The sequence below is a fragment of the Streptomyces sp. Ac-502 genome (genome assembly GCF_045222935.1).
In the GTDB taxonomy this organism is placed as follows: domain Bacteria; phylum Actinomycetota; class Actinomycetes; order Streptomycetales; family Streptomycetaceae; genus Streptomyces; species Streptomyces monomycini.
The window spans coordinates 4,100,321-4,125,565 of the sequence record NZ_JBHFFO010000001.1 but is presented as its reverse complement, the minus strand read 5'-3'; the positions used below and the strand labels follow the sequence as shown (position 1 = coordinate 4,125,565).

Here is a 25,245-nt window from a genome sequence, read left to right as displayed (position 1 = left end):
GAGGGTGCAATGCGTAAGGCCATCAGATGCCTGCTGTCACTCGCGGTGCTCATGGGCACGGCGAGTGCGGGCACGGCGTCGGCGACCGCGGCCACCGCCGCGAAGCCGAAGGCGACCGACATCAAGGACCGGATCCTGGCGATCCCGGGGATGAGTCTCGTCCAGGAGAAGCCGGTCGACGGCTACCGCTTCTTCGTCCTCAACTACACCCAGCCGATCGACCACCAGCACCCCTCCAAGGGGTCCTTCCAGCAGCGGCTGACCCTGCTGCACAAGTCCGTCGACCGGCCCACGGTCTTCTTCACCTCCGGTTACAACCTCAACACGGACGTACGGCGCAGCGAGCCGACGCAGATCATCGACGGCAATCAGGTGTCGATGGAGTACCGCTACTTCACGCCGTCGCGGCCGCAGCCCGCCGACTGGAAGAAGCTCACCATCCGGCAGGCGGCCAACGACCAGCACCGCATCTTCAAGGCGCTGCACCGGATCTACGACCAGAACTGGATATCCACCGGCGGCAGCAAGGGCGGCATGACCGCCACTTACTACCGTCGCTTCTTCCCGGACGACATGGACGGCACCGTCGCCTACGTCGCGCCGAACGACGTGAACGACAAGGAGGACTCGGCGTACGACCGGTTCCTCCGCACCGTCGGCACCGCCCAGTGCCGCAAGGACCTCGCGGACCTGGAGCGCGAGGCGCTGCTGCGCCGCGGCGAGATCGTCAACCGCTACGCGAAGTGGGCGCAGGACAACAAGAAGACCTTCAAGCTCGTCGGCAACATCGACAAGGCGTACGAAGTCCTCGTCACCGACCTGGTGTTCGGCTTCTGGCAGTACCAGCCGGCCGCCACCGCCTGCCCCGAGGTCCCGAAGAAGACCGCCTCCACGGACGAACTGTGGAAGTGGATCGACAAGGTCGGCGGCTTCGACAGCTACACCGACCAGGGTCTTGAGCGGAACCTGCCGTACTACTACCAGGCGGGCACCCAGCTCGGTGAGCCGAGCTACAAGTACGACCAGCTCAAGGGCCTGCTGCGCTACCCGGGCATCAACAACTCCCGGACCTTCGTGCCGCGCGACATCCCCCTGCACTTCGACAAGCTCGCGATGCGCGACGTGGACCGGTGGGTGCGCCACCACGGCGAGCGCATGATGTTCGTCAACGGTGAGTGGGACCCGTGGAGCTCCGAGCCGTTCCGGCTGGGCTCCGGCTCCGAGGACTCGTACGTCTACAAGGTCCCCGGCGGCAACCACGGCTCGAACATCGCGAAGCTGCGGGAGGCCGACCGCAAGAAGGCGACCGAGGCGCTGCTCGAATGGGCGGACGTCGACGCTCCGCAGGGCGCCGCGGCCGCGCCGCTGGCTCCGTACGACAAGAAGCTGGACAAGCGGGACGACTCGAAGATGCAGATGCTGCGTCCGTGATGTCGTCGCGCGATGTGTGAGGCGAGGCGTGTGACGCGGTGCGTGTGACGCGAGACGCGTGACGCGTGCGCCGGGGGCGTGCACGGGGCGCATGACGCGAAGTGCGTGATGCGCCACGGCCCTGCGCTTCACAGGCGGCGGGCGCACCCGACCGGTGCTCCGCCGCCCAGCTGTACGTACAAAACCGTGTCCGCCGGGCAGGCAGCACGGGTGCGGACCGCCGCTGTCACTTTGAACTGCGGCGCGTGGATCCCCGACCCGTCACAGGCGGTTTCTTTCACCTCGCCCTGCCGCGACGGGCGGACGCAGTCCCCGACGATGGTGCGCGGGCCGCCGCCCCCGCCGGGATCACCGGGATGCGGCGCTTCCAGATTGCGCATACAGGCGTAACCCTGCGGCACCGCGCCGTCGCCGTTCCCGTCGGAAGCGGGCCGGCGTTCGCTGATGTGGAGGACGAAGTCCGTCCGTTCCGGACACGGCGGGCCCTGCGCCTGCGGGCCGTCGTGCCGGGAGAGCACCAGGGCCGCGGCCTTCTCACTGCGGCAGGACACTTGGTGGAAGACCGTACGCCCGCGACTGCTGCACGTACCCGGCGCGAGAAACGTGGCTACCGGAGACGGAGAAACGGTCGCCGCACTGCCGTTTTCACCCCCATTTCTCTTCCCCTCCGCATTCCCGTCACCGTTCGCGGCCGAGCCGCTGCCGTCGCGCTGGCAGGCGGTCAACATCACGAGCAGCACAGCCGCCGCCACGCGGCCCACCGTGCCGCCCCCGTGCCCTTTGACCCGGCGCATCGCGGCCCCCTGCGTCCCCCCCGGTGCGTGCACCTCAGCGTGACCCGCCCATTCGGGCGCACGCCAGGCTTAACGGACGCATTGCGCACGAGGTACGGGCCGCGCAGTATCCAGCGCTGCGGGGCCGGCGGTACCCGATCCGTACGAGCCTGCGGAACACGTTCCGTAAGGGCACTGCCGGTGTAGGAGCTGGAGCCGTACGGGGTCCGGCAGCGCCGAAGCCCCGTACAAGCGCCCGCCGTCGGCTCAGTATCAGTACGAGAGCCCGTACCCGACCGGGTGAAGAACGCTCCCCGGCGCATCAGCACGCATCACCGGCACCGGCAACTTCCCCTCCGGATCACGCCGTCCGGCGATCACCCGGGCCGCGGCCCGCAGTTCCACGTCCGTCCAGGAATAGGTGGCCAGTGCCGCCCGTACGCCCGGCAACTGCGCGACGTCGTACGGATTACGCACGGCCACCTGAACGACCGGCTTGCCGGTGCCCAGTAGCGCCTCGACCAGGGCGCGCTGCGGCGACGACGCCGTGACGTTGTACGTCGCCACGATCGCCGCGTCCTGTGTACGGAGCGCCGAAACCGCCCGGTCGATCAGTTCCCGGGTGGGCGCGGTGCCGGTGGGGAGGGCGGTTGCCGTGAAGCCCAGCTGACTGAAGGTTTCTGCGAGCACCTTGGTGGGCGGGCCGCCGGTCCCGGACGGCGATGCCGCGTCGGCACCGGTCACCAGCAGACGCCGCTGCGCGCGCCGGGACAACGGCAACAATCCGCCGTCGTTGACCAGCAGCGTGGTGGTGCGGTCCGCGATCCGGTCCGCCGTGGCGAGATGCCGCCGCGTACCGACGGAACGTTCCACCGCGCGGTGCGTCGTGTACGGATCGTCGAACAGCCCGCGCCGCTCCTTGAGCAGGAAAATGCGGATCAGCTTTTCGTCGATGTCGCGCTCGGCCAGCTCGCCCGTCCGCACCGCCTTGAGCACGCTCGCGAAAGCGACGGCGATGTCCGGCGGGTTGAGCAACTGGTCGACACCCGCCTGGAGCGCGAGCACCGGCACCCGGGCGTCACCGTACTTCGTCCGTACGCCCTGCATCCCGAGCGAGTCGGTCACCACCACACCGTCGAAACCGAGACGCTCGCGCAGGACTCCGGTGAGGATCGGCCGGGACAGCGTGGCCGGGTCCTCGTTCGCGTCAAAAGCGGGCACGACGATGTGCGCCGTCATGATCGAATCGATGCCGGCCTCGATGGCGGCCCGGAAGGGCGGCGCGTCCAGCCGCTCCCACTCCTCGGCGGTGTGCCGGATGTACGGCAGCCCGACGTGGCTGTCGGTGCCGGTGTCGCCGTGCCCCGGGAAATGCTTCGCCGTCGCGGCCACCCCGGCGCGCTGGTACCCCTGCACCTGCGCGGCGACCAACCGCGCCACCGCCTTCGGCTCGGAACCGAAGGAGCGCACGCCGATCACGGGATTCGCGGGATTGACGTTCACGTCGGCGACCGGCGCGTAGTCCTGGCGGATGCCCATCGCGTACAGCTCCTCGCCCGCGATCCGGCCGGCCGTGCGGGCGTCCTCGCGGGACCGGCCGGCGCCCAACGCCATGGCACCGGGGAAGAGCGTGGCGGGCGATCCGATCCGTGCCACTATCCCGTGCTCCTGGTCGGTGGAGATCAACAACGGCACGGGGACCCGCTGGGCGGCCCCGGCCCGCTGGATGCCGTTGGAGAGGTCGGCGATCTGGTGGGGCTCGCGGGTGTTGTGCGCCCAGCCGAAGTAGATGATGCCACCGAGGTGGTACTTGGTGACCAGTTCGGCAGCGTTGGAGACCCCCATCTCCTTGCGGTTGGCCTCGGCGTCGGCGGGGTCCGGATCGGTCGCGGAGTGTCCATAGACCCGCATGACGAACAACTGGCCGACCTTTTCCTCCAGATTCATCCGGGAAACGAGTCGGGCCGCACGGGCGCGGACGCCGGCGGCCCCGGCGGCACGCGGGCCGGAAGAAACGGCGTGAACGGCGGCGCCGCCCGTACCCATGGCACAGGCGGCGGCCGCGGCGGTGGTCAGGACGGTACGTCTGGAGTGCATCTGCGCTCCTTCCGGAAAGCTTCCTCGCCGAGTGCTGCCCCGGCGGTCTGAAGGAAACTTCCAAGAAGTCACGAGTAACCGGAAAAGCATTGCCGGTCAATGCTCGACGGCTCCGCCAGTCGGGGGAAGCGGCGGCGACGAAGCGTCGGCGCGGATGTGGTGGTGCGCGGGGCGACTGTTGCGCTCGGAGGGAAAAGTCCGGCGGAAGCAATGGATGCGGGCGATGCCGGGCGTGCGGTGGGGGCGGCGGCAGGTGGGCGGCCCGGGTGCGTACGGTCGCCCGGGTGCGAACGGCCGGGGGCGGCCCGGGGATGGCTGGGGGGGCGATGATCCGCCACCGGCGCGTTTGGAGGGGGTGCACCGGTGGCGGGTGCCGCCGGCCGCAGGCGGCGGAGAGGGTGGTCAGCAACGCAGCCAGCAGCGAGGCCGACACCGCACTGCGGGGACACACAGCACACCGTTTTGACGGTCGGCGGGCCAGGTGGGTTCCCCGGTTCGGCGTGAATACGGGAAAAGGTACGGATGTGGGGCGATGTGTTCTTGAGGCGGTCACGGGGGGCAGAAACGTTTCCGATGCCGGGCGCGGTGGCCGGGATCTCCGTACCTCCGTACTTCCGTGCACCCGTAGCCTCGTACGGTCGTAGCTCCGTACGCCCGTACCTCCGGACCGGCCCAACGCACGCCGACATCACAATCCGCGCGAGCGATGCAAGCGTGACGACTCCTACCAACCGGCCCCCTCGGGCCCGGGCGCGACGAACAGCCGCGGTCGGCAAAGCCTCCCGACTCCACTCGCCTCAGGACGCAGCCGACGCCACCAGCCGCACCAGATGCTCGCGCCCCGCGTCCAACAGCCCGGGAAGGTCGGCGGCGCGCGGATACCACCGCTTCTCGTACTCCCAGCACAGCCACCCGTCCCACTGGGCGCGGACGAGTGCGCCGACGCAGTCGGCCAGCGGGACCGAGCCCGCGCCGAGCGGCAGAGGAGTGGCGTCCTCGGCCGAGGCGACGTCCTTCACCTGCACGAATCCGAGATACGGGGCGAGCGCCGCGAACGTGTCGGCCGGCGCCTCGTCACCGAGCCACGGGTGAAGTACGTCCCAGAGCACGCCGATGTGCCGGTGCCCGACGGGCCCCACGATTCGCGCCGCGTCGGCACCCCGGGGATGCGAGTCGTGCGTCTCCAGAAGTACGCGCACGTCCCGCTCCGCCGCGAACGGCGCGACCGCGGCCAGGTGCCGGGCCGCCTCCGCATCGGCTTCCTCAGCGGGGCGGTCGCCCCCGCCAGGGAACACCCGCACGAACTTCGCTCCCAGGTCCGAAGCGAGTACGACCAGCTCGGTCAGTTCCGCCGCGAGTTCCTCCTCGCCACGTTCGTCATGGGCCGCGGCCACTCGCGCGTACCCGGACACCGCCAGGATCTCCATTCCGGCGTCGGCGAACTGCTGACGTACCGCGGTCCGGTCGCGCAGCCCGATGCGCGGATGCACCTGTTCCTCGGGGTGGGCCCGCAGCTCCACCCCGTCGAATCCGGCGCCGGCCGCCAGCCGCACGACCTCGCCCACCGGCATCCCGGGGACTCCGAGTGTCGAGAACGCATATCGCATATCGCTCATGAGAACCATGTGAACACAGATCAGAGCGGCAAACGCCAGTCCTGTCCGACGAGGTCCCGCCCGAAACTGTGGTGCGGCTTCTCGCCGGTCAGCTCGAAGCCCGCGCGCTCGTAGAGGACGCGAGCCGCACGCAGTACGGAGTTCGTCCACAGGACCAGTTCGCGGAAACCGGCCTCGCGGGCGAAGTCGACGCACGCGGACACGAGTGCTCCGCCGACGCCGCGCCCGCGCGCTTCCGGCTCGACCAGGAGCAGTCGCAGCCGGGCCGTTCGAGGCGGTGTCCCGCCCGCCGGCCCGACGGCCGTGTCGATCCGGGCCCGTACGCACATGACGGCGCCCACCGGTTCGCCGTCCAGTTCGGCGATCCAGACGCGGTCCCAGCGCGCGTCGCGACGCTCGCCGTATTCGGCGACGATACGGGCCACCAACGCCTCGTAACCAAGATCGAACCCGTACTCGCGCGCATACAGGACGGCATTGCGCTGCACCATCCAGCCGAGATCGCCGGGCGCGGGGCGCGCAGCCGCAGCGCGGGTTTCGGGTGTCCCGCCGTGCTGCCGAGCAGTTCCCGTATGGTCGCCATCGACTCCGCGAGGCGTGCCCGGTCCCAAGGGTCGAGACGGTTGAGGAGCGTCCCCGCGGAGTCGCACGAACGTTCCTCCAAGAGATTCGCTGTCGCGCGGCCGTCCTCGGTGAGCGTGATGCGCTGCCGCCGCCCGTCCCGCTCGGAAGGGCCGCGGGTGATCAGTCCGCTCTCCTCGAACCTGCTCAGCAGCCTGCTGAGGTAGCCCGCGTCCAGGGAGAGCGCGGTGCGCAGGTCGGCGGCGTCCACCCGCTGGGAGTGCGCGATCTCGTACAGGACCCGGGCTTCGGTGAGCGTGAACGGGGTGTAGAGGTGGCGGCCGTAGTCGAGCGCGCCGATGAGATTCGTGTAGAAGCGGTTGAACCTGCGGAGTTCCTGCACCTCGTGGGCTGACATGGCGCTTCCCGCCTTACCGTTGACCCAGTCAAGGTTGACTACGTCAAGAGTACGGTACGGACGTGGAAGCGCGCACCATCAACTCTCCGCGATACGTGGCGACTTCTCCCGGCGGCGGCACCTCACGCCCCATCGCCAGCCGTCCGGCCCGCGCACCGGCTTCCTGAAGCGGCAGCCGTACGGTGGTGAGCGCCGGAGCCGCGTCCGCGCTGAACGGAAGATCGTCGAAGCCCGCCACGGAAACGTCGCCGGGTATCCGAAGGCCGCGGTCGCGCAGCGCGGCGCACACGCCGAGAGCGGCGGTGTCATTGGCCGCGACGACGGCCGTCAAGGAAGCGTCTCTACGGAGCAGCTCCTGGGCGGCGTCGTAGCCGGCGGCGCGGTCGTAAGCGCCGTGGACGGTGCGGTGCGCCGGGTCAGGGATGCCGTGTGCGGCGAGGGCGGCCCGATGACCCTCCAGGCGGTGGCGGGTGGTGGTGCGGCCGGGCGGACCGGCGACGTATCCGATGTTCCGGTGACCGAGCGAGACCAGGTGCTCGGTCAGCCGTCGGGCGCCACCCCGGTTGTCGAAGGCGAGAGTGACGGGGCGCGGGGGGACGGACCGCTGGGCGAAAAGGCCGCTATGAGAGGGTGCACGGCCATGGGGATGCCCCACGGTGGTGCGTATTTGGGGGCCTGGGCCAGCTCCAGGGCGCTGCGCGCCGGCCCCGGCCATCACAGGCGGACGCCCGCACAGCACCACCCGCGTCCCTGCTCCAACGAGGCGCATCAGGGCCGCAGCCACGGCCTCAGCGTGAACGGCGTCCTCCACCGCGCCGCCGGTCAAAACAACTGCGGACGCCCGCTGCCGATGGAGCAGTGTCAGATAGGTGAGTTCACGTTCCGGGCAGCCGCCGGTGTTGCACACGACAGCCAGTTTTTCGTCGGCCCGCGCCAACGGGTACGAGGCGCCACCAGGGCGACGCGTATCGCCATCACCCGTTCGGGTGGCCGCTCCGCCGGCCCGCGGAGTGCCTGAGCCTCCGCTCACCTCGGACTGCACAGCTGAGGCGAGGATCCCGAAGAACGGGTCGGCGATGTCGTTGACGAGAATGCCCACCAGGTCCGAAGTGGCGGCAGCCAGCGCACTGGCCGGGCCGTTGACCACGTATTCCAGGTCCGACACGGCGCGCAACACGCGGGCTCGGGTGTTCTCGGCGACCGGGTAGTTGCCGTTCAGTACGCGCGAAACGGTCGCCGTCGAAACCCGCGCCCGCGCCGCGACGTCCGCCAGTGTCACTGCCATCGATCGCCCCGCCCCCTGTCGTGCCTCTTGTCCTGGCCTCGTGCCGCAGGCTAGCTTCTCCCGCGATGGAAAGCGCTTACTACGCGTTTCGGCTCCGCGCTCACCGTCGGCTTGGCCACCGTCGTCATGAAACGTCAACCGCCGTCCTCCGCTTGCCGTGCGCGCCGGAGTCCGTACCGCGCCCGCTCCGTGAGCCGAGTTCTCCAGAAGGAAGGGCCGGACCGTGACACGCACGACCGTACGCATCGCCATGAACGGCGTGACCGGACGCATGGGCTACCGCCAGCACCTGGTCCGCTCCATCCTCGCGCTGCGAGAAAACGGCGGACTGGACCTCGGTGACGGCACGGTGATCTGGCCCGAACCGATTCTTGTGGGCCGCGCCGAACACAAGCTGCGGGCGCTCGCCGAACGCCACGGCCTGGAGCACTGGAGCACCGACCTCGACGCGGTGCTCGCGGACGACAGCGTCGACATCTACTTCGACGCCCAGGTCACCGCCGCTCGTGAGGAATCCGTCAAGAAAGCGATTGCTGCCGGGAAACACCTGTACTGCGAAAAGCCCACCGCCACCAGTCTCGACGGCGCGCTGGAGCTGGCCCGCCTGGCCGACGAAGCCGACGTCAAGCACGGCGTGGTGCAGGACAAGCTCTTCCTGCCCGGCCTGCTCAAGTTGCGCCGCCTGGTCGAAGGGGGTTCTTCGGGCGCATCCTGTCCGTGCGGGGGAATTCGGCTACTGGGTCTTCGAAGGGGACTGGCAGCCGGCGCAGCGCCCGTCCTGGAACTACCGCGCCGAGGACGGAGGTGGCATCGCGGCCGACATGTTCCCTCATTGGGAGTACGTTTTGCACGAACTCTTCGGCCCAGTGCGGACCGTGCAGGCCCAAGTCGCCACCCACCTGCCGCGTCGCTGGGACGAGAACGGCAAGCCGTACGACGCCACCGCAGACGACGCCGCGTACGGGATCTTCCAACTGGACGGCGGTGTCGTCGCCCAGATCAACTCCTCCTGGGCGGTGCGGGTTCACCGCGACGAGCTGGTCGAGTTCCAGGTCGACGGTACGGAAGGGACCGCCGTCGCGGGGCTGCGCACGTGCCGCACTCAGCACCGCGCCGCCACTCCCAAGCCGGTCTGGAACCCCGACCTCCCGGCAACCGAACCGTTCCGCGAACAGTGGCAGGAAGTGCCGGACAACGCGGAATTCGACAACGGCTTCAAGGCGCAATGGGAACTGTTCCTGCGCCATGTCGTACGGGACGAAGCCTGGCGCTGGGACCTGACCGCGGGCGCGCGCGGGGTTCAGCTGGCCGAACTGGGACTGAAGTCGTCGGCGGAAGGCCGCCGCCTGGACGTACCGGAGCTCGGGCGATGAGCGGCCGGGGGAGCGGTGCACCCGGCGAGCCATCCACAGTCGGCACACCTCTTACCAACAACCCCCTCCCTACATCTGGCACACCTCCGTACGGAGCCGGGCGCGCGGCCGGACTGACGCACGGGCCGGACCGAACAACCGGGGTTGTCTCCACCTCCCGTACCGTATTTGCCGCTGCCCACGTGGTCGCCGACCCCTTCGCCGACACCACCCCCGAAAGCCCTGCCGCCATCGACTGGGATGCCACCCTGGCCTTCCGCCGCCACCTGTGGTCGCACGGCCTGGGCGTGGCCGAGGCCATGGACACCGCGCAGCGCGGCATGGGCCTCGACTGGCCTTCGGCTGCCGAGCTGATCCGCCGCTCCGCCGCCGAAGCGGCGGCAGCGGGCGGGCGCATCGCCTGCGGAGTCGGCACGGACCAACTGGTCGCGTCTGAAGTGAACCTGGCTGACATCCGGGTTGCCTACGAGCAGCAGCTCTCACTCGTGGAAGACGCAGGCGCCCAAGCCGTCGTCATGGCGTCCCGGCACCTCGCCGCGACAGCTGCCGGGCCGGAACCGTACGTGGAAATCTACGGGCACCTGCTGCGCCAAGCGGTCGGTCCGGTGATCCTTCATTGGCTCGGCCCGATGTTCGACCCGGCTCTGCAGGGCTACTGGGGCAGCGCGGACCTGGACCTGGCAACCGAGACGTTTCTTCAAATCATCGCCGAGCACCCCGCCAAGGTGGACGGCGTGAAGGTGTCGTTGCTGGACGCCGATCGCGAGGTGCAACTGCGTCGGCGTCTCCCGGAAGGTGTGCGTTGCTACACGGGCGACGATTTTCACTACCCCGAGCTGATCGCCGGCGACGCGCACGGCTTCAGTGACGCGCTGCTCGGCATCTTCGACCCTCTCGCCCCGCTGGCGGCCGACGCCCTACGTCTGCTGGACGGCGGCGACACCACCGGATTCCGCAATCTGCTGGACCCCACCGTCGCGCTGTCCCGGCACCTGTTCCAGACACCGACGAGGTACTACAAGACCGGTGTCGTCCTGCTCGCCTGGCTCGCGGGGCACCAGCCTCACTTCACGATGGTCGGCGGCCTCCAGTCGGCGCGCTCGCTGCCCCACCTGAAGCGGGCGTACGAACTGGCCGACGGCCTGAACCTGTTCCCGGACCCGGAGCTGGCGGCGGCCCGTATGCGCCGACTCGCCTCGGTGTACGGAGGCGCGGAATGAGCAGCGCCCTCCACACTCGTTCGGAAGAACCGGACATTCTATTCTCCCGCTTCAGCCTCAACCAGCAGACCGTCAAGCAATGGTCGCTGCCCGAACTCGTCGGCGGTTGCGCAAAAGCGGGAGTACGCGGCGTCGGCCTCTGGCGCGCTCCCGTGCAGGACTACGGAGTGGCCGCCGCCGCCCGGCTCGTGCGGGCCGCGGGGCTGACCGTCACCAGCCTCTGCCGGGGTGGTTTCTTCACCGCCCTCGACCCGAAGGAACGCGCGGACGCGCTGGCCGACAATCGGGCCGCCATCGAGGAAGCCGCCACCCTCGGCACCGAAACCCTCGTCCTGGTGTCAGGCGGGCTGCCGCCGGGCAGCCGCGACCTCCGGGGAGCCCGTGAGCGCGTCGCCGACGCGCTGGGCGAACTCGTCCCGTACGCAGCCGATGCGGGGTGCGCCTCGCGCTGGAACCCCTCCATCCCATGTACGCGGCGGACCGCTGCGTCGTGTCCACTCTCGCCCAAGCCCTGGCGCTGGCCGAGCGGTTCCCGGCCGAGCAGGTGGGCGTGGTCGTGGACACCTACCACTTGTGGTGGGACGACACGATCGGTTCGCAGATCGGCCGCGCGGGCGCCGGCGGCCGTATCGCGGCTTTCCAGCTCGCCGACTGGGTGACGCCGCTGCCCGCCGGAGCCCTGCTGGGGCGGGGCCAGCTCGGGGACGGCGCGGTGGACCTGCGCTGGTTCCGGGAACAGGTGGACGCCGCCGGTTACCGCGGGCCTGTCGAAGTGGAGATCTTCAATCCGGCGCTGTGGGAGCGGCCGGGGGCAGAGGTGCTGGCCGAAGTCGTCGAGCGGTTCACCCGTCACGCCATGCACGCCAGGTAACGATGGAATAACTCACCGGATCCGTGCAACCGTTCCCGGGCCGGGCGGGTCGTACTTGTCGTCAGGCTCCCGAGGAGAGGGAACCGGGGGGGATCCGAGGGGGATCTGGGGGCCGCACGGAGGGGGAATCGAGGGGCTCGGTCTGCGGACCGGGTCCCTCGAAGCGTCTGCGGCGCGGGTGGCGATCCGCCGTGACGAAGTGGTCCGTGGCAGCTGTGGGAGTCGCCTTGCAGCATTCGTCGGGCCCCGCCGCAGAGCCTTCCGACCGAGTTATCCACAGGCCCGAACGCGATGTCGGACCTCGGCGGTACCGTCGGTTCATGTTCATTCCAGCCGTGGTCGAAGGGGTCCTGGAGCGGATCACCTACGCCAATGAGGAGACCGGTTACACGGTCGCGCGTGTCGACACGGGCGGCTCCGGCGATCTCCTCACTGTCGTCGGTTCGCTGCTGGGCGCGCAGCCGGGGAGTCGCTGCGGCTGGAAGGCCGTTGGACCTCCCACCCGCAGTACGGACGGCAGTTCACCGTCGAGAACTACACGACGGTTCTGCCTGCCACGATCCAGGGCATACGCCGTTACCTCGGCTCCGGCCTCATCAAGGGCATCGGACCGGTCATGGCCGACCGCATCACCGGACACTTCGGCCTGGAGACCCTCGACATCATCGAGAAGGACCCGAAGCGCCTCGTCGAGGTGCCCGGGCTGGGCCCCAAACGCACGAAGATGATCGGCGAAGCCTGGGAAGAACAGAAGGCCATCAAGGAGGTCATGATCTTCCTGCAGGGTGTGGGCGTCTCGACCTCCATCGCGGTGCGCATCTACAAGAAGTACGGCGACTCCTCGATCTCCGTCGTCAAGAACCAGCCCTACCGTCTCGCCGCCGACGTCTGGGGCATCGGTTTCCTGACCGCCGACCGCATCGCACAGGCCGTCGGCATCCCGCACGACAGCCCGGACCGGGTCAAGTCGGGCCTGCAGTACGCGCTCTCGCAGTCCACCGACCAAGGGCACTGCTACCTCCCGGAAGAAGAGCTGATCGCCGCGTCGGTCAAGCTGCTCCAGGTCGACACGGGGCTGGTCACCGACTGTCTGGGCGAGCTGGCGGGCGACCCGGAGGGGTGATCCGCGAGACCGTGCCGTCCCCGGAGGGGGCAACCCCATAGAGGCCATCTACCTCGTCCCGTTCCACCGGGCCGAAACCTCCCTCGCGGCGCAGCTGCTGCGGCTGTTGCGCACGCAGGAGGACCGGATGCCGTTGTTCCGGACCGTGGCGTGGAACAAGGCGCTGGCCTGGCTGGCCAACCGGACGGGAGCCACGCTGGCGCCCGAGCAGGAGGCTGCCGTACGGCTGGCGCTCACCGAGAAGGTCTCCGTGCTCACCGGCGGCCCCGGCTGCGGCAAGTCCTTCACGGTCCGCTCGATCGTGGAGCTGGCCCGCGCGAAACAGGCCAAAGTGGTGCTCGCGGCCCCCACGGGCCGGGCCGCCAAGCGGCTGGCGGAGCTCACCGGTGCCGAGGCGTCCACGGTGCACCGGCTGCTGGAGCTCAAACCGGGCGGGGACGCCGCGTACGACCGGGACCGGCCGCTCGACGCCGACCTGGTGGTGGTCGACGAGGCGTCCATGCTCGACCTGCTGCTGGCCAACAAGCTGATCAAGGCGGTGCCGCCGGGTGCACACCTCCTCCTGGTGGGCGACGTGGACCAGCTTCCTTCGGTGGGAGCTGGGGAGGTGCTGCGGGATCTGCTCGCCGAGAACTGCCCGGTCCCGGCCGTACGGCTGACCCGGATCTTCCGCCAGGCCCAGCACTCCGGCGTGGTCACCAACGCCCACCGCATCAACGAGGGCTTCCTGCCGATCGTCGAGGGTATGGCCGACTTCTACCTCTTCGTCGCGGAGGACTCCGAGGAAGCCGGCCGGGTCACGGTCGACGTGGTCGCGCGCCGGATCCCCGCGAAGTTCGGGCTGGACCCGCGGCGGGACGTCCAGGTGCTCGCTCCCATGCACCGCGGCCCGGCCGGAGCCGGCACGCTGAACGGCCTCCTCCAGCAGGCCCTCACCCCGGCGCGGCCCGAATCGCCGGAGCGCCGCGCCGGAGGCCGGGTGTTCCGGGTGGGCGACAAGGTGACGCAGATCCGCAACAACTACGAGAAGGGGCACAGCGGCGTCTTCAACGGCACGGTCGGCGTCGTCATCAAGATCAACCGGGATGAACAGTGGCTGACGGTGCTCACGGACGAGGACGAGGAGATCTCGTACGATTTCGACGAGCTGGACGAGCTGGCGCACGCCTACGCGGTGACCATCCACCGTTCCCAGGGCAGCGAGTATCCGGCAGTGGTGATTCCGGTCACCACCGCCGCGTGGATGATGCTGCAGCGGAACCTGCTCTACACGGCCGTCACGCGGGCAAAAAAGTTGGTGGTGCTGGTCGGCTCGCGCAAGGCTTTGGGGCAGGCTGTACGCACCGTGTCCGCCGGTCGAAGGTGGACCGCGCTGCGCCATCGACTCGTCGGTGCGGTGCGTGGTCACCTCTTCCCCAATCGGGGCGAAGGGGAGCAGGATGGGCAGCTGGAGCGGCACTGAGTGCCGCCCACAGGCCCTATGGCCGACCCCGAGTGCACAGCCAAGGTCCAAATGGGGGAAGGTATAGGCAGTCAGGGCACCTCGAAGAAGAGGCACAACGTCGGTGAGGGATGACGTGAGCGACAACTCTGTAGTACTGCGTTACGGGGACGGCGAATACAGCTACCCGGTCGTCGACAGCAGCGTCGGCGACAAGGGCTTCGACATTTCGAAGCTGCGCGCCCAGACCGGTCTGGTGACCCTGGATTCCGGTTATGGCAACACTGCCGCGTACAAATCCGCGATCACCTATCTGGATGGTGAGAACGGGGTTCTTCGGTACCGCGGCTACCCGATCGAGCAGCTCGCAGAGCGCAGCACGTTCGTCGAGACCGCCTACCTGCTGATCAACGGTGAGCTGCCCACCGTCGACCAGCTGGCGACCTTCAAGCAGGACATCACCTACCACACCCTGCTGCACGAGGACGTCAAGCGGTTCTTCGACGGCTTCCCGCGGGACGCCCACCCGATGGCGATGCTGTCCTCCGTGGTCAGCGCGCTGTCGACGTTCTACCAGGACAGCCACAACCCGTTCGACGAGCGGCAGCGCCACATCTCGACGATCCGGCTGCTGGCCAAGCTTCCGACGATCGCTGCGTATGCGTACAAGAAGTCGGTCGGCCACCCGGTGGTCTACCCGCGCAACGACCTCGGCTACGTCGAGAACTTCCTGCGCATGACCTTCTCGGTGCCGGCCGCCGAGTACGACCTGGACCCGGTCGTGGTCAGCGCTCTGGACAAGCTGCTCATCCTGCACGCGGACCACGAGCAGAACTGCTCGACCTCCACCGTGCGCCTGGTCGGCTCCTCGCAGGCGAACCTGTTCGCCTCGATCTCGGCCGGCATCAACGCGCTGTGGGGCCCGCTGCACGGCGGCGCCAACCAGTCGGTGCTGGAGATGCTGGAGGGCATCCAGCGCGACGGCGGTGACGTCGACGCCTTCATCCGCAAGGTGAAGAACAAGGAAGACGGCGTGAAGCTCATGGGCTTCGGGCACCGCGTCTACAAGAACTTCGACCCCCGGGCGAAGATCATCAAGGCGGCGGCGCACGACGTCCTCTCGGCGCTCGGCAAGTCCGACGAGCTGCTGGACATCGCGCTCAAGCTGGAGGAGCACGCGCTCTCCGACGACTACTTCGTCTCGCGCAAGCTCTACCCGAACGTGGACTTCTACACCGGTCTGATCTACCGGGCCATGGGCTTCCCGACCGAGATGTTCACCGTGCTGTTCGCGCTCGGCCGGCTGCCCGGCTGGATCGCCCAGTGGCACGAGATGATCAAGGAGCCGGGTTCCCGTATCGGCCGCCCGCGCCAGATCTACACCGGAGTCGTCGAGCGCGACTTCGTTCCGGTCGAGGAGCGCTGAGCGACTCCGTCCGCCGGAACAGCTGCTGACCGGCCGGCCGCCCGCGTGGCGGCCCGGGCCGGTCCGTTCAGCAGAAAGCGCCCCGCCTCCAGATCCCCCCACGGGTCCGGAGCGCGGGGCGCTTCCCTTGTTCCCCGGGTCGGATTCCCCCACGGGATCCGTCCGGGCGCTTCAGGGTGGTGCCCGCGATCTGCCGGGACGCGCACGTACGGGAGGGCCGCTCAAAGCTCCCCGGGCACGTCGCCCCGGCCACGCGTTGCCGGGCAAAGTCCCCCAAGACCAGCCTGGCCGTTGCGGTACAGGCCCCGCCGAGGTGCCTGCACCGCACGGTTAGACTCGCGACCCCCCACAATGGTTACGTTCCAAGCGGTGTGATCTGGGTCTCTTGCCATAACTGGGCGAATACGGTCAAGGGCCTCGATCTGTAGATCGAGGCCCTTCCGTATGGGTGTTGTGTCAGTTGTAGGGAAGGTGTGAAGGCGAAAAAATCCGCGCCGCACGCATCCGTCACTGGAAGTGCCGCAACCGGAGGCTGTTGCTGACCACGAAGACCGACGAGAAGGCCATCGCCGCCCCCGCGATCATCGGATTCAGCAGGCCGGCCGCCGCCAGCGGAACGGCCGCGACGTTGTAGCCGAAGGCCCAGAAGAGATTTCCCTTGATCGTGGCGAGTGTCCTGCGGGCCAGCCGGATGGCGTCCGGCGCGACTCGAAGATCGCCGCGTACGAGGGTCAGGTCCCCCGCCTCGATGGCCGCGTCCGCGCCGGTCCCCATCGCCAGGCCTAGGTCGGCGGCGGCCAGGGCGGCCGCGTCGTTGACGCCGTCGCCGACCATCGCCACGCTGCGGCCCTCGCCGCGGAGCCGCTCGACCGCCGCGACCTTGTCCTCGGGCAGCACCTCGGCGATCACCTCGTCGATGCCCACCTCGGCTGCCACGGCGTCGGCCACCGCCTGGCTGTCCCCGGTCAGCAGTACCGGGGACAGCCCCAGCGCGCGCAGCCGGCGTACCGCCTCGGCGCTGCCCTCCTTGACGGTGTCGGCAACCGACAGCAGGCCGCGTGGCTGCCCGTCCCAGCCGACGAGTACGGGCGGTCCGCCCCGCGGCCTCGGCGGCGCCCCTGGCGGCGCTCAGCACCTCCGGAAGGGCGCCGTCCGCCGTCCCGCCTTCCGTGCTCTCGCGCAGCAGCCGTTCGCGCCCGACGAGGACACGTCGGTTTTCCACCACGCCACGTACGCCGAGGCCCGCCACGTTCTCGAAATGTTCCGGCTCCGGCAGCTCGCCCAGGCGCTCGCGCGCCCCCTCGGCGACAGCGCGCGCGATCGGATGTTCCGAGGCGTGCTCCAGCGCCCCGGCCAGCCGCAACAGCTCGTCCTCCGTGACACCCGGCGCCGGCACGGCCTCGTACAGACTCATCCGCCCCGTGGTCACCGTGCCGGTCTTGTCCAGCACGACGGTGTCGATGCGACGGGTGGACTCCAGGACCTCGGGCCCCTTGATCAGGATGCCGAGCTGGGCGCCCCGGCCCGTTCCGACCATCAGGGCGGTGGGCGTCGCCAGGCCGAGAGCGCAGGGACAGGCGATGATCAGTACGGCGACGGCCGCCGTGAACGAAGCGGTCGCATCGCCGGTCGCCAGCAGCCACCCGGCCAACGTGCCGAGCGCCACCAGCAGCACGACAGGGACGAAGACGGCGGAAACCCGGTCGGCGAGCCGCTGCACCTCGGCCTTGCCGCTCTGCGCGTCCTCGACCAGGGCCGCCATGCGCGCCAGCCGCGTGTCACCGCCGACCCGGGTGGCTTCGACCACCAGCCGGCCGCTGGTGTTCACCGTCGCACCCGTCACACCGTCACCGGGAGCCACATCGACCGGTACCGATTCGCCGGTCAGCATGGAAGCGTCGACGGCGGAGGAGCCGTCCACGACAGTGCCGTCCGTGGCGATCTTTTCCCCGGGGCGTACGACGAACCGGTCGCCGACGGCCAGCTGCTCCACCGGGACGCGCACCTCACGCCCGTCCCGCAGCAGCACCACGTCCTTCGCGCCCAGCTCCATCAGCGCGCGCAGCGCAGCGCCCGCCTTCCGCTTGGAACGCGCCTCCAGATAGCGGCCCAGCAGCAGAAACGCCGTCACCCCGGCCGCTGCCTCCAGGTAGATGGCCGAGGAGCCCTCCGTACGGGCCACCGCGAAGGCGAAATCGTGGCGCATACCGGGCATCCCCGCGTCGCCGAAGAACAGCGCCCACAGGGACCAGCCGAAGCCGGCGAGCGTCCCGAGGGACACCAGGGTGTCCATCGTGGCGGCGCCGTGCCGCAGATTCGTCCAGGCGGCCCGGTGGAAGGGGTACGCGCCCCAGGCCACGACGGGCGCGGCCAGCGTCAGGCACAGCCACTGCCAGTTCTCGAACTGGAGCGAGGGGACCATCGACAGCAGGACGACGGGAACGGCCAGCGCGGCGGAGACGAGGAGTCGCTGGCGCAGTCCGGCCAGTTCCCGGTCGTGAGCGCCGGGGCCGTCCTCCGTGGTGGACGCGGCGTCGGCGCCCTGACCGGAAGCGCCGGCCGGGGACGGCCCCGACGATTCCGCGGATGCGGCGGGCGCGGGCCGTTGCGCGGTGTAGCCCGTCTTCTCGACGGTCGCGATCAGGTCGTCGACCGAGACCTCGTCGCCGTACTCGATCCGGGCCTTCTCGGTGGCGAAGTTGATGGTGGCGCTGACGCCCGGGATCCGGTTGAGCTTCTTCTCCACGCGCGCCGCGCACGAGGCGCAGGTCATGCCGCCGATGGCGAGCTCGACCCGCGCCTGCGCGGTCGTACCGGTCATCGGGTTCAGGCCGCCAGACCTTCGAGTTCGTAGCCGGCCTCGTCGATCGCCGCGCGCACGGCGGCCTCGTCGAGCGGGGCCTTGGAGGCGACGGTCACCAGGCCGGTGGCGGCGGACGCCTGCACCGAGTGCACGCCCGGGATCTCGGAAATCTCGGCGGAGACGGCGCCCTCGCAGTGACCGCAGGTCATGCCGCTCACCTTGTAGGTGGTGGTCACATCGCCCACCTGGACGTCGGTGGCCCCGGAGTTGCAGGAACCCTCGGGGGAGCAGCAGGAACCGTTGGTCTGTTCGGCAGTCATGAGTCTCTCCTTGGTGCGTGTGGTCGCCGTGCTCGAAGTTTTCACTGCCATGCACGGGTGGCGTGGGAAATCCGGAGTCCCGAGAGTCCCCGGTGTTTCCCGACGATCTCAACTCTATACCCCTAGGGGGTATGGTGCCAGGTGTGGGTGCCGGGTGTTCGCTTGCGCTGGAGGGGCGTAGGGATAGAGGCAGCGTGACCTTTGGTTGTCCGCTGGGCGCTTGGTTGCGTGGCGCTCCGGCGGTCCCGTACGGTCCGGGATGCTTCGCGGGGTGCGACGGCGGGCGCTCTCCGAGTGAACCTCCGAGGGGCCCCTCAGAGGGGTGGCGCACCCGATGGGGGAGTTTCGGGAGCGTCGCGCCGGGGAGGCGCCGCAGGTGGTTATCGGTAGCGGCGCGGGTTTCCGGGTGTGATGGCTGCTGTGGCTGTGGCTGTGGCTGTGGCCGTGATGCGTACGGACGGGTATGTCGGCTGACGGGACGGGATAGGCGCCCGGTGCGTCGGCCTGCGGCACAGGGGTGATCTTCCCTTTGTGGTAGAAAAGCGGCTTATGTCGCAGTCCGCAACGCTCGTATTGATCATGGCGATCGCCGTGGCCGCCCCGCTCCTCGCATACGGCCTCGGTCGCTGGCTGCCCGTGCCCCTGGTCATCTTCGAGATCGTGCTGGGCATCCTGATCGGCCCGGACGTCCTGGGCTGGGCGCACTCCGGAGAGGTCATCAACGCCCTCTCCGACCTAGGACTGGCCACCTTGATGTTCATCGCCGGGTACGAGATCGAGTTCGCCAAGGTCCGCGGCGACACCCTCAAGCGCGCCGGGTACGCATGGATCGTCGCGCTCGTCCTCGGCCTGGCCGTCGCCCTCGGCTTCGCCGCCGGCGACTTCGCCAAGGCGATCGTGGTCGGCACCGCGCTCACCAGTACGGCGCTCGGCACCGTTCTGCCCGTACTGCGCGACTCCGGCGACCTGGGGACCCGCTTCGGATCGGTGATGATGGCCACCGGTGCGGTCGGCGAATTCGGGCCGATCATCGCGATGGCGCTGCTGCTCAGCGGACGCGACCCCGGCGAATCGACCATCCTGCTCTTCGCTTTCGCGCTGCTGACCGCCGGTGCCGTCTACTGGGCCCTGAAGCCCAGCCCCATGTGGTTCTACCGGATCATCGCCCGCACGCTGCACAGCAGTGGCCAGTTCGCCATCCGGCTGTTCGTCCTGCTGCTGGCCGTGATGCTCGGCATTTCGCAGGTGTTCGGGCTGGACATCCTGCTGGGCGCGTTCGCGGCCGGGATCATCATGCGGCTCGTACTGCACGAGGCCGCGCCGGACAGCAGTCAGGAAATCCTCGGACGGCTGGAGGCGATGGGCTTCGGCTTCCTGGTGCCGCTGTTCTTCATCGTCACCGGCGTCGAGTTCGACTTGTCGTCCCTCTTCGAGAACGGACGCTCACTCCTGCTGCTCCCGCTCTTTCTCGTACTGCTGCTCGTCGTACGCGGACTGCCGCTCGTCCTGCTCGCGCCGCGCGACCTGGGCCGCAAGGACCGCGCCGCACTGATGCTGTACGGGTCGACAGCGCTGCCCCTGGTCGTCGCCATCACCACGATCGGTCAGGACAGCGGCGTGCTCGACGCCGGCGAGGCGGCGGCCATGGTGGGGGCGGCGATGATCTCCGTGCTGGTCTTCCCGCTGGTGGCCATGCGGCTGCGGGCGGGCGCGGAAGGGCTGGCGCCGATTCCGGAAGGGCCGCGGAAGGGCGCGTCGGAGTCCTGGTGAGTGGGGGCGTTTCCTTTCGCTCGCCCTCTCCGCCCTCTCCGCTCACTCCGAGCGTTTGCGGGCTTTCGTTCACTCCGCGCTTTCCGTGGGGCGCGCGTCGTCCCGGCCGTACGCATCCGCTTCTCCTGCGGCTTCCGCGGCGGCGCGCACGTCCGCGACTCTCACCGCCTCGCCGGTGCGGCGGGAGCGGTCGCACGCCTCGGCGACGTACAGCGCCTCCAGGGCCTCGGCGGGCGAACACGGGCTCTCCGTGCGGCCGGCGGCCACGTCCACGAAGGCGCTCAGCTCGGTGACGTACGCATCGCGGAAACGTTCCATGAACGTCGCGTACGGGGCTGACTGCCGGCAGGAGACATGCGGTTCGGCGCTAGGCAGCGGGGCCCGGTCGTCGAGACCGACGATGCGCGCGCCCTTGGAGCCGCACACTTCCAGGCGGACGTCGTAGCCCGCGCCGTTGTAGCGGGTCGCGGTGACCGTGGCCAACGTGTCGTCGTCGAAGCGCAGAAGGGCGGCGCAGGTGTCCACGTCGTCGCCGTCGGCGAAGAAGAGGGCGCCGCGGTTGGCGCCTTGCGCGTACACGGACACGACTTCGCGGCCGGTGAGCCAGCGCAGGATGTCGAAGTCGTGAATGCCGCAGTCGCGGAAGAGGCCGCCGGAGGAGGGGATGAAGGCCGCGGGTGGCGGCGACTGGTCGCTGGTGCAGGCACGGAGCGTGTGGAGCCAGCCGAGATCGCCGGACCGCAGCGCCTCGCGGGCGGCCCGGTAGCCGCGGTCGAAACGCCGCTGGAAGCCGATCTGTACGGGGACGGTGCCGGCGCCGGAACGTTTCACCACGCCGAGTGTCCCCGCGACGTCCAGTGCTACCGGCTTCTCGCAGAAGACGGGCACCTCGGCGTCCAGGGCCTGGTGGATCAGTTCGGCGTGCGCGCTCGTCGCGGCGGTGATCACCACGCCGTCCAGGCCGTCCGCGTACATCCGGGGGAGGGTTTCGGCTGCCTCGGTACCGAGGGTGTCCGCGAGCACGCGTGCGCGGGCCGCGTCGGCATCGGCGACGACGACGCTGTCCACGCCGGGGACGGACTGCAAGGTCTCGGCGTGGAACGCTCCGATGCGTCCGGCGCCGATCAGGCCGATCTTCATGTGCCAGCTCCTGTCGTCCGGGGTGGGCGGCGACCGGTTGAGGAAGCGTTTCTTCGCGGGACTTCAGAGACTTCAGAGATTTCAGGGGCTTGGGTGGCTTGTGGCTCGGCTCTTCAGCCTTGGGGCACACCGAAGCTCCGCCGGGCAGCGTGCATGTAAAGACATAGTGATGTCAACCCCTGGCCGTATACGTGCGGGTGCTCAGATGCCCGGGTGACGAGCCGGTTCTTACGGCTTCGCGTGCCGTTCGCCGGTGTTCTGCCCGGCGGCGATTCCGCGGTCGACCGCGCGCAGAAGAGTGAGCAGCATCCCGTTGAGCGGAGTGCGGATGCCGTGGCGTTCTCCGGCACGTACCACCGCGCCCGTGATGTGTTCGTGCTCCATGGGGCGGTCGGCCAGGCGGTCGTAGAGCATCGACGAGCCGCCGTCCGGCCGGACCATCGCGTACATCTCCAGTACGCGGTCGATGTCGGCGTCGTGAACGTGCGCGCCCTCCGCCCGCGCGACCACGGCCGCCTCGTTCAAAATGTCCCGGGCGAGGGCGGCCATACCGGGGTCGGTGAAGATGCCCATGCGCTGCTGGAGGAGGGCGGTGAGCGGGTTGGCCGCGAGGTTGGTGAGGAGCTTCTGCCAGGAGACCGTCGTGAAGTCCGGAGCGGGTACGACCTTGAGTCGGCCGGCGGCGAGGAGAACGGCGAGGCGGGTGGCCATCGGGCCTTCGGGTACGTGGATCTCGTTGCCCGCGTAGTGCCTGACCCGGCCGGGGGCGGTGCATTCGGCCGACGCGTAGATCACCGCGGGCAGGATGTCCGTACCGTCGGGGGCGTGCGGGGCCACGCGTGCGGTGTGGTCGATGCCGTTCTGGAGTACGACGACGACCGTGCCCGAGTGGCAGAGCCGGCGCAGCCAGCCGGCGGCGCCGGCGGTGTCCTGGGCCTTGGTGGCAAGGAAGACCCAGTCCGCGGGTTCGGCCGTCTCCGGATCGACGGCGAAACGTATCGGGGCGTCGATGACCTCGCCGTCCGTTTCCAGGACGAGCCGGTCCACCGGTGTGCGCCGGCACAGTGTGACGTCGTGTCCGGTCAGGAAGGTCAGTGTCGCCACGAATCCGCCGATCGCGCCGCCACCGATCACAGCGATGCGAACAGGCTCGGCCGGTACGGGTAGGCGCGGCATGCGCCGAGCGTAGCGCCGCCGCAGTCGGGTTGCGGAGGCCCCGCGCGGCGATTGCGCGGGGCCCTGGGAGGGAGAGGCTTCAGTCCTTGTCGCGGCGCCCGCCGTGTCCGGGGCGCTGGGCGACCCAGGTGCGGATGGTGTCGGCGAACCAGTACGGTCTGCCGCCCTCCACCAGGTCCGGTGGCGGCAGTAGCCCGTGTTTCCGGTAGGACCGCACGGTGTCGGGTTGGACTCGGATGTGTGCGGCGATCTCCTTGTACGACCAGAGTCTGCGGTCGGTCATCTGTCTCGCACCTCCCTCGGCCGCGCGCGGTGACGGCCCGGGGAGCCGACGGAAGAACCGCACGTGGTTCGGTGATCACTCAGCCTGTGCCCAGTGAACGACAGCGGGTGAGCAGGGGCGAGGGCCTGTTGATCGGCTGTGACGGAAGACCCGCGTAATGGTGACAGCTGTGACGAACGGGGCATCGCTGTCACGGGATGGAGAAGGGGAGATGGAGAAGGGCAGGTAGAGGGGAGGGGTGTGAGTGGGGGAGACGGTGGGGCGCTGCCGGTCCTCGTCCCTTCGTACCGCAGCCCACCTCCTCACCTCCTCACGGCTTCACGTCCGGGCCTCCTCACCTCCGTCTCCGCGGCCCGCCCTGCGCAGTTCGTGCTCCAGGTCCTCCAGGGCCATTCCCTTGGTCTCCGGGGCGTACCGCTTGCAGAAGAGCAGGGACAGTACGCACATCAGGCCGAAGAGCCAGAAGGTGACGCTCGCGCCCGCCGCGTCGAGGAGTACCGGGAACGCGAGCGCCACCGTGAAGTTGGCCAGCCACATCACGAACACGGTCGCGCCCATGGCCAGCCCGCGCACCGTCAGCGGGAACATCTCGGCGAGCAGCAGCCAGACTCCGGTGTTCAAGGTCGCCTGCATGAAGCCCATGTAGAGGACCATGAGGACGAGGACGAGGCAGCTGACCCCGGTGGACTTCGGAAGGTGGAAGGAGGCCCCCAGCAGGGCCAGTGAGACGGTCATTCCGGAAAGGCCCGTGAGCAGCATCGGTCGTCGTCCGACCTTGTCGATCAGCGACATGCCGATTGCGGTGGCGATGACGGAGATGGCGCCGACCGCGATGGTGGCCGTGATCGCGACGTTGGTGCCCAGGCCGGTGGACTCCAGGATCTTCGGCGCGAAGTAGATGACCGCGTTGACGCCGGTGATCTGCTGGACGATCGCCAGCCCGACGCCGATGAGCAGGATGCGCCGTACCCAGGGCGTACGCAGTTCCTGCCAGACGCCGCGCCGCGCGTCGGCCTCCATCGCGCGGGCCTGGCCGATGAGGCCCAGCTCCCCCTCGGCCTCCTCGGCGGGCAGGGTGCGCCGCAGAACTTTCGCGGCCTGCTCCGTACGTCCCTTGCTGATGTACCAGCGTGGCGTGTCCGGCAGGAAGAAGAGCCCGACGAACAGGGCGACGGCCGGTAGCGCCGCCAGGCCCAGCATCCAGCGCCACGCTTCCCACCGGGCGAGAACCGCGTTGATCAGGTAGGCCAGCAGCTGCCCACTGACGATCATGAGGGAGTTGAAGGAGACCAGCCGGCCCCGGATGTGCGGCGGTGCGATCTCCGAGAGATACGGCGGCGTGATCACCGAGGCGCTGCCCACCGCGAGACCGAGTACGAAGCGCGCCGCGACCATGAAGACGATGGTGGGGGCGAGCGCCACGGCCACGGCGCCGCCGATGAACACCGCGCCCGCCCACAGCAGTGCGGCGCGCCGCCCCAGCTTGTCCGACATGCGCCCGCCGGCCAGCGACCCGAATGCCGCACCGATCAGCAGGGCGCTGGTGATGATGCCTTCACCGAGTGAGGTGAGGCCGAAGTGCGCCTCCATGAAGGGGAGCGCGCCGGAGATGACGCCGGTGTCGTAACCGAACAGGGCGCCGCCGAGAGCGGCGATGGCAGCGATACCGATGATGAAGCGCTTGGCGTTGTGAGGGGTGGGGGAGACGGGAGGAGCGGACGAGGTGGGGGAGGTGTGAGGTTCAGATGATGTGTTGAGTTCGGAAGTCATGGACGGTGTCGATGGTGTGGATGCTGTAGGAGTGCTGGATGGTGTGGGCGGTGTTGGAGTTGTGGAGGGGGAGGCAGGCCTGCCGGGTGCGGCCATGGACAGCGGCTCCAGTTCTTCTTGGCGCAGGCCTTTCGGCCGGTGACGCGGTTCGCGTCACCATTCCGGGCAGGCCGGAACGCGCGCTGTGGCGTGAGGTGGCGCACGCGCCGTGCGGCAGGCGGCGAGGCGGCCGCGGGCGTCAGAGGGCGCGCCGGCTGCGGAGTGCGTCGCCGCACGGACCGCAACGCGGAGCGCCGCGCCGACCGCGATGAAAAGCAGCGCGCCAACCACGACGAGAGGGGCGCGCGA

At 69.5% G+C, this 25,245-nt stretch carries 13 protein-coding genes and 5 pseudogenes; 7 read left to right on the top strand and 11 right to left on the bottom strand.

Annotated elements, in window-relative coordinates:
* Positions 1-9 precede the first annotated feature (9 nt).
* The gene (locus ACEXOX_RS18555; protein ID WP_406521948.1) at positions 10-1,431 is read left to right on the top strand and encodes a S28 family serine protease; all 1,422 of its coding nucleotides are present in this window, start codon (positions 10-12) and stop codon (positions 1,429-1,431) included.
* Between the two features lie 128 nt (positions 1,432-1,559).
* Here ACEXOX_RS18555 and ACEXOX_RS18550 read toward each other — a convergent pair whose 3' ends face one another.
* The 5 genes and pseudogenes from ACEXOX_RS18550 to ACEXOX_RS18530 form a co-directional block, all read right to left on the bottom strand.
* Positions 1,560-2,225 carry a hypothetical protein gene (locus ACEXOX_RS18550; RefSeq protein WP_406521946.1) on the bottom strand — a complete coding sequence of 222 codons (666 nt, stop codon included), beginning with the start codon at positions 2,223-2,225 and terminating at the stop codon, positions 1,560-1,562.
* 252 nt (positions 2,226-2,477) lie between these two features.
* Complete coding sequence (locus ACEXOX_RS18545; RefSeq protein ID WP_406521944.1) at positions 2,478-4,301, bottom strand: glycoside hydrolase family 3 protein; 1,824 nt, start codon at positions 4,299-4,301, stop codon at positions 2,478-2,480.
* A gap of 797 nt (positions 4,302-5,098) precedes the next feature.
* Positions 5,099-5,908: a sugar phosphate isomerase/epimerase family protein gene (locus tag ACEXOX_RS18540; RefSeq protein ID WP_406526386.1), complete on the bottom strand. Its 810-nt coding sequence runs from the start codon at positions 5,906-5,908 to the stop codon at positions 5,099-5,101.
* A gap of 29 nt (positions 5,909-5,937) precedes the next feature.
* Positions 5,938-6,896, bottom strand: a pseudogene (locus ACEXOX_RS18535) (GNAT family N-acetyltransferase).
* 43 nt (positions 6,897-6,939) lie between these two features.
* Positions 6,940-8,181, bottom strand: a complete 1,242-nt coding sequence (locus tag ACEXOX_RS18530; protein ID WP_406521942.1) for a LacI family DNA-binding transcriptional regulator — start codon at positions 8,179-8,181, stop codon at positions 6,940-6,942.
* A gap of 223 nt (positions 8,182-8,404) precedes the next feature.
* Between ACEXOX_RS18530 and ACEXOX_RS18525 the strand changes: the two are divergent.
* From ACEXOX_RS18525 to ACEXOX_RS18505, 5 genes and pseudogenes are all read left to right on the top strand, one after another.
* Positions 8,405-9,554, top strand: a pseudogene (locus ACEXOX_RS18525) (Gfo/Idh/MocA family protein).
* Entirely contained in the window at positions 9,551-10,774 is a 1,224-nt protein-coding gene (locus tag ACEXOX_RS18520; RefSeq protein WP_406521940.1) for a dihydrodipicolinate synthase family protein, read from the top strand. Before ACEXOX_RS18525 ends, ACEXOX_RS18520 begins: the two are co-directional and overlap by 4 nt.
* A pseudogene (locus ACEXOX_RS18515) lies at positions 10,771-11,645 on the top strand (sugar phosphate isomerase/epimerase family protein). The gene ACEXOX_RS18520 and the pseudogene ACEXOX_RS18515 overlap by 4 nt, the downstream one beginning before the upstream one ends.
* A 320-nt stretch (positions 11,646-11,965) precedes the next feature.
* Positions 11,966-14,230 (top strand): annotated as a pseudogene (locus tag ACEXOX_RS18510) (ATP-dependent RecD-like DNA helicase).
* A 115-nt stretch (positions 14,231-14,345) separates the two neighbouring features.
* A complete protein-coding gene (locus ACEXOX_RS18505; protein ID WP_030018929.1) occupies positions 14,346-15,635 on the top strand; it encodes a citrate synthase in 1,290 nt (429 codons plus the stop codon).
* A 507-nt stretch (positions 15,636-16,142) separates the two neighbouring features.
* Here ACEXOX_RS18505 and ACEXOX_RS18500 read toward each other — a convergent pair.
* Both ACEXOX_RS18500 and ACEXOX_RS18495 read right to left on the bottom strand, forming a co-directional pair.
* Positions 16,143-18,456 (bottom strand): annotated as a pseudogene (locus ACEXOX_RS18500) (heavy metal translocating P-type ATPase).
* A gap of 5 nt (positions 18,457-18,461) precedes the next feature.
* Positions 18,462-18,758 (bottom strand): heavy-metal-associated domain-containing protein, encoded by a 297-nt coding sequence (locus tag ACEXOX_RS18495; protein ID WP_406521938.1) that lies wholly within the window; start codon positions 18,756-18,758, stop codon positions 18,462-18,464.
* Between the two features lie 549 nt (positions 18,759-19,307).
* Here ACEXOX_RS18495 and ACEXOX_RS18490 point away from each other — a divergent pair.
* Entirely contained in the window at positions 19,308-20,528 is a 1,221-nt protein-coding gene (locus ACEXOX_RS18490) for a cation:proton antiporter (protein ID WP_406521936.1), read from the top strand.
* 69 nt (positions 20,529-20,597) lie between these two features.
* Here the strand turns inward: ACEXOX_RS18490 and ACEXOX_RS18485 are convergent, their stop codons facing one another.
* From ACEXOX_RS18485 to ACEXOX_RS18470, 4 genes are all read right to left on the bottom strand, one after another.
* Complete coding sequence (locus tag ACEXOX_RS18485; protein WP_406521934.1) at positions 20,598-21,668, bottom strand: Gfo/Idh/MocA family oxidoreductase; 1,071 nt, start codon at positions 21,666-21,668, stop codon at positions 20,598-20,600.
* 228 nt (positions 21,669-21,896) lie between these two features.
* Positions 21,897-22,844, bottom strand: coding sequence for a 2-dehydropantoate 2-reductase (locus ACEXOX_RS18480; protein WP_406521932.1), 948 nt, complete (start codon positions 22,842-22,844; stop codon positions 21,897-21,899).
* 79 nt (positions 22,845-22,923) lie between these two features.
* Positions 22,924-23,127 carry an AlpA family transcriptional regulator gene (locus ACEXOX_RS18475; RefSeq protein ID WP_030018934.1) on the bottom strand — a complete coding sequence of 68 codons (204 nt, stop codon included), beginning with the start codon at positions 23,125-23,127 and terminating at the stop codon, positions 22,924-22,926.
* A gap of 318 nt (positions 23,128-23,445) precedes the next feature.
* A complete protein-coding gene (locus ACEXOX_RS18470; RefSeq protein WP_406521929.1) occupies positions 23,446-24,897 on the bottom strand; it encodes a sugar porter family MFS transporter in 1,452 nt (483 codons plus the stop codon).
* Positions 24,898-25,245 lie beyond the last annotated feature (348 nt).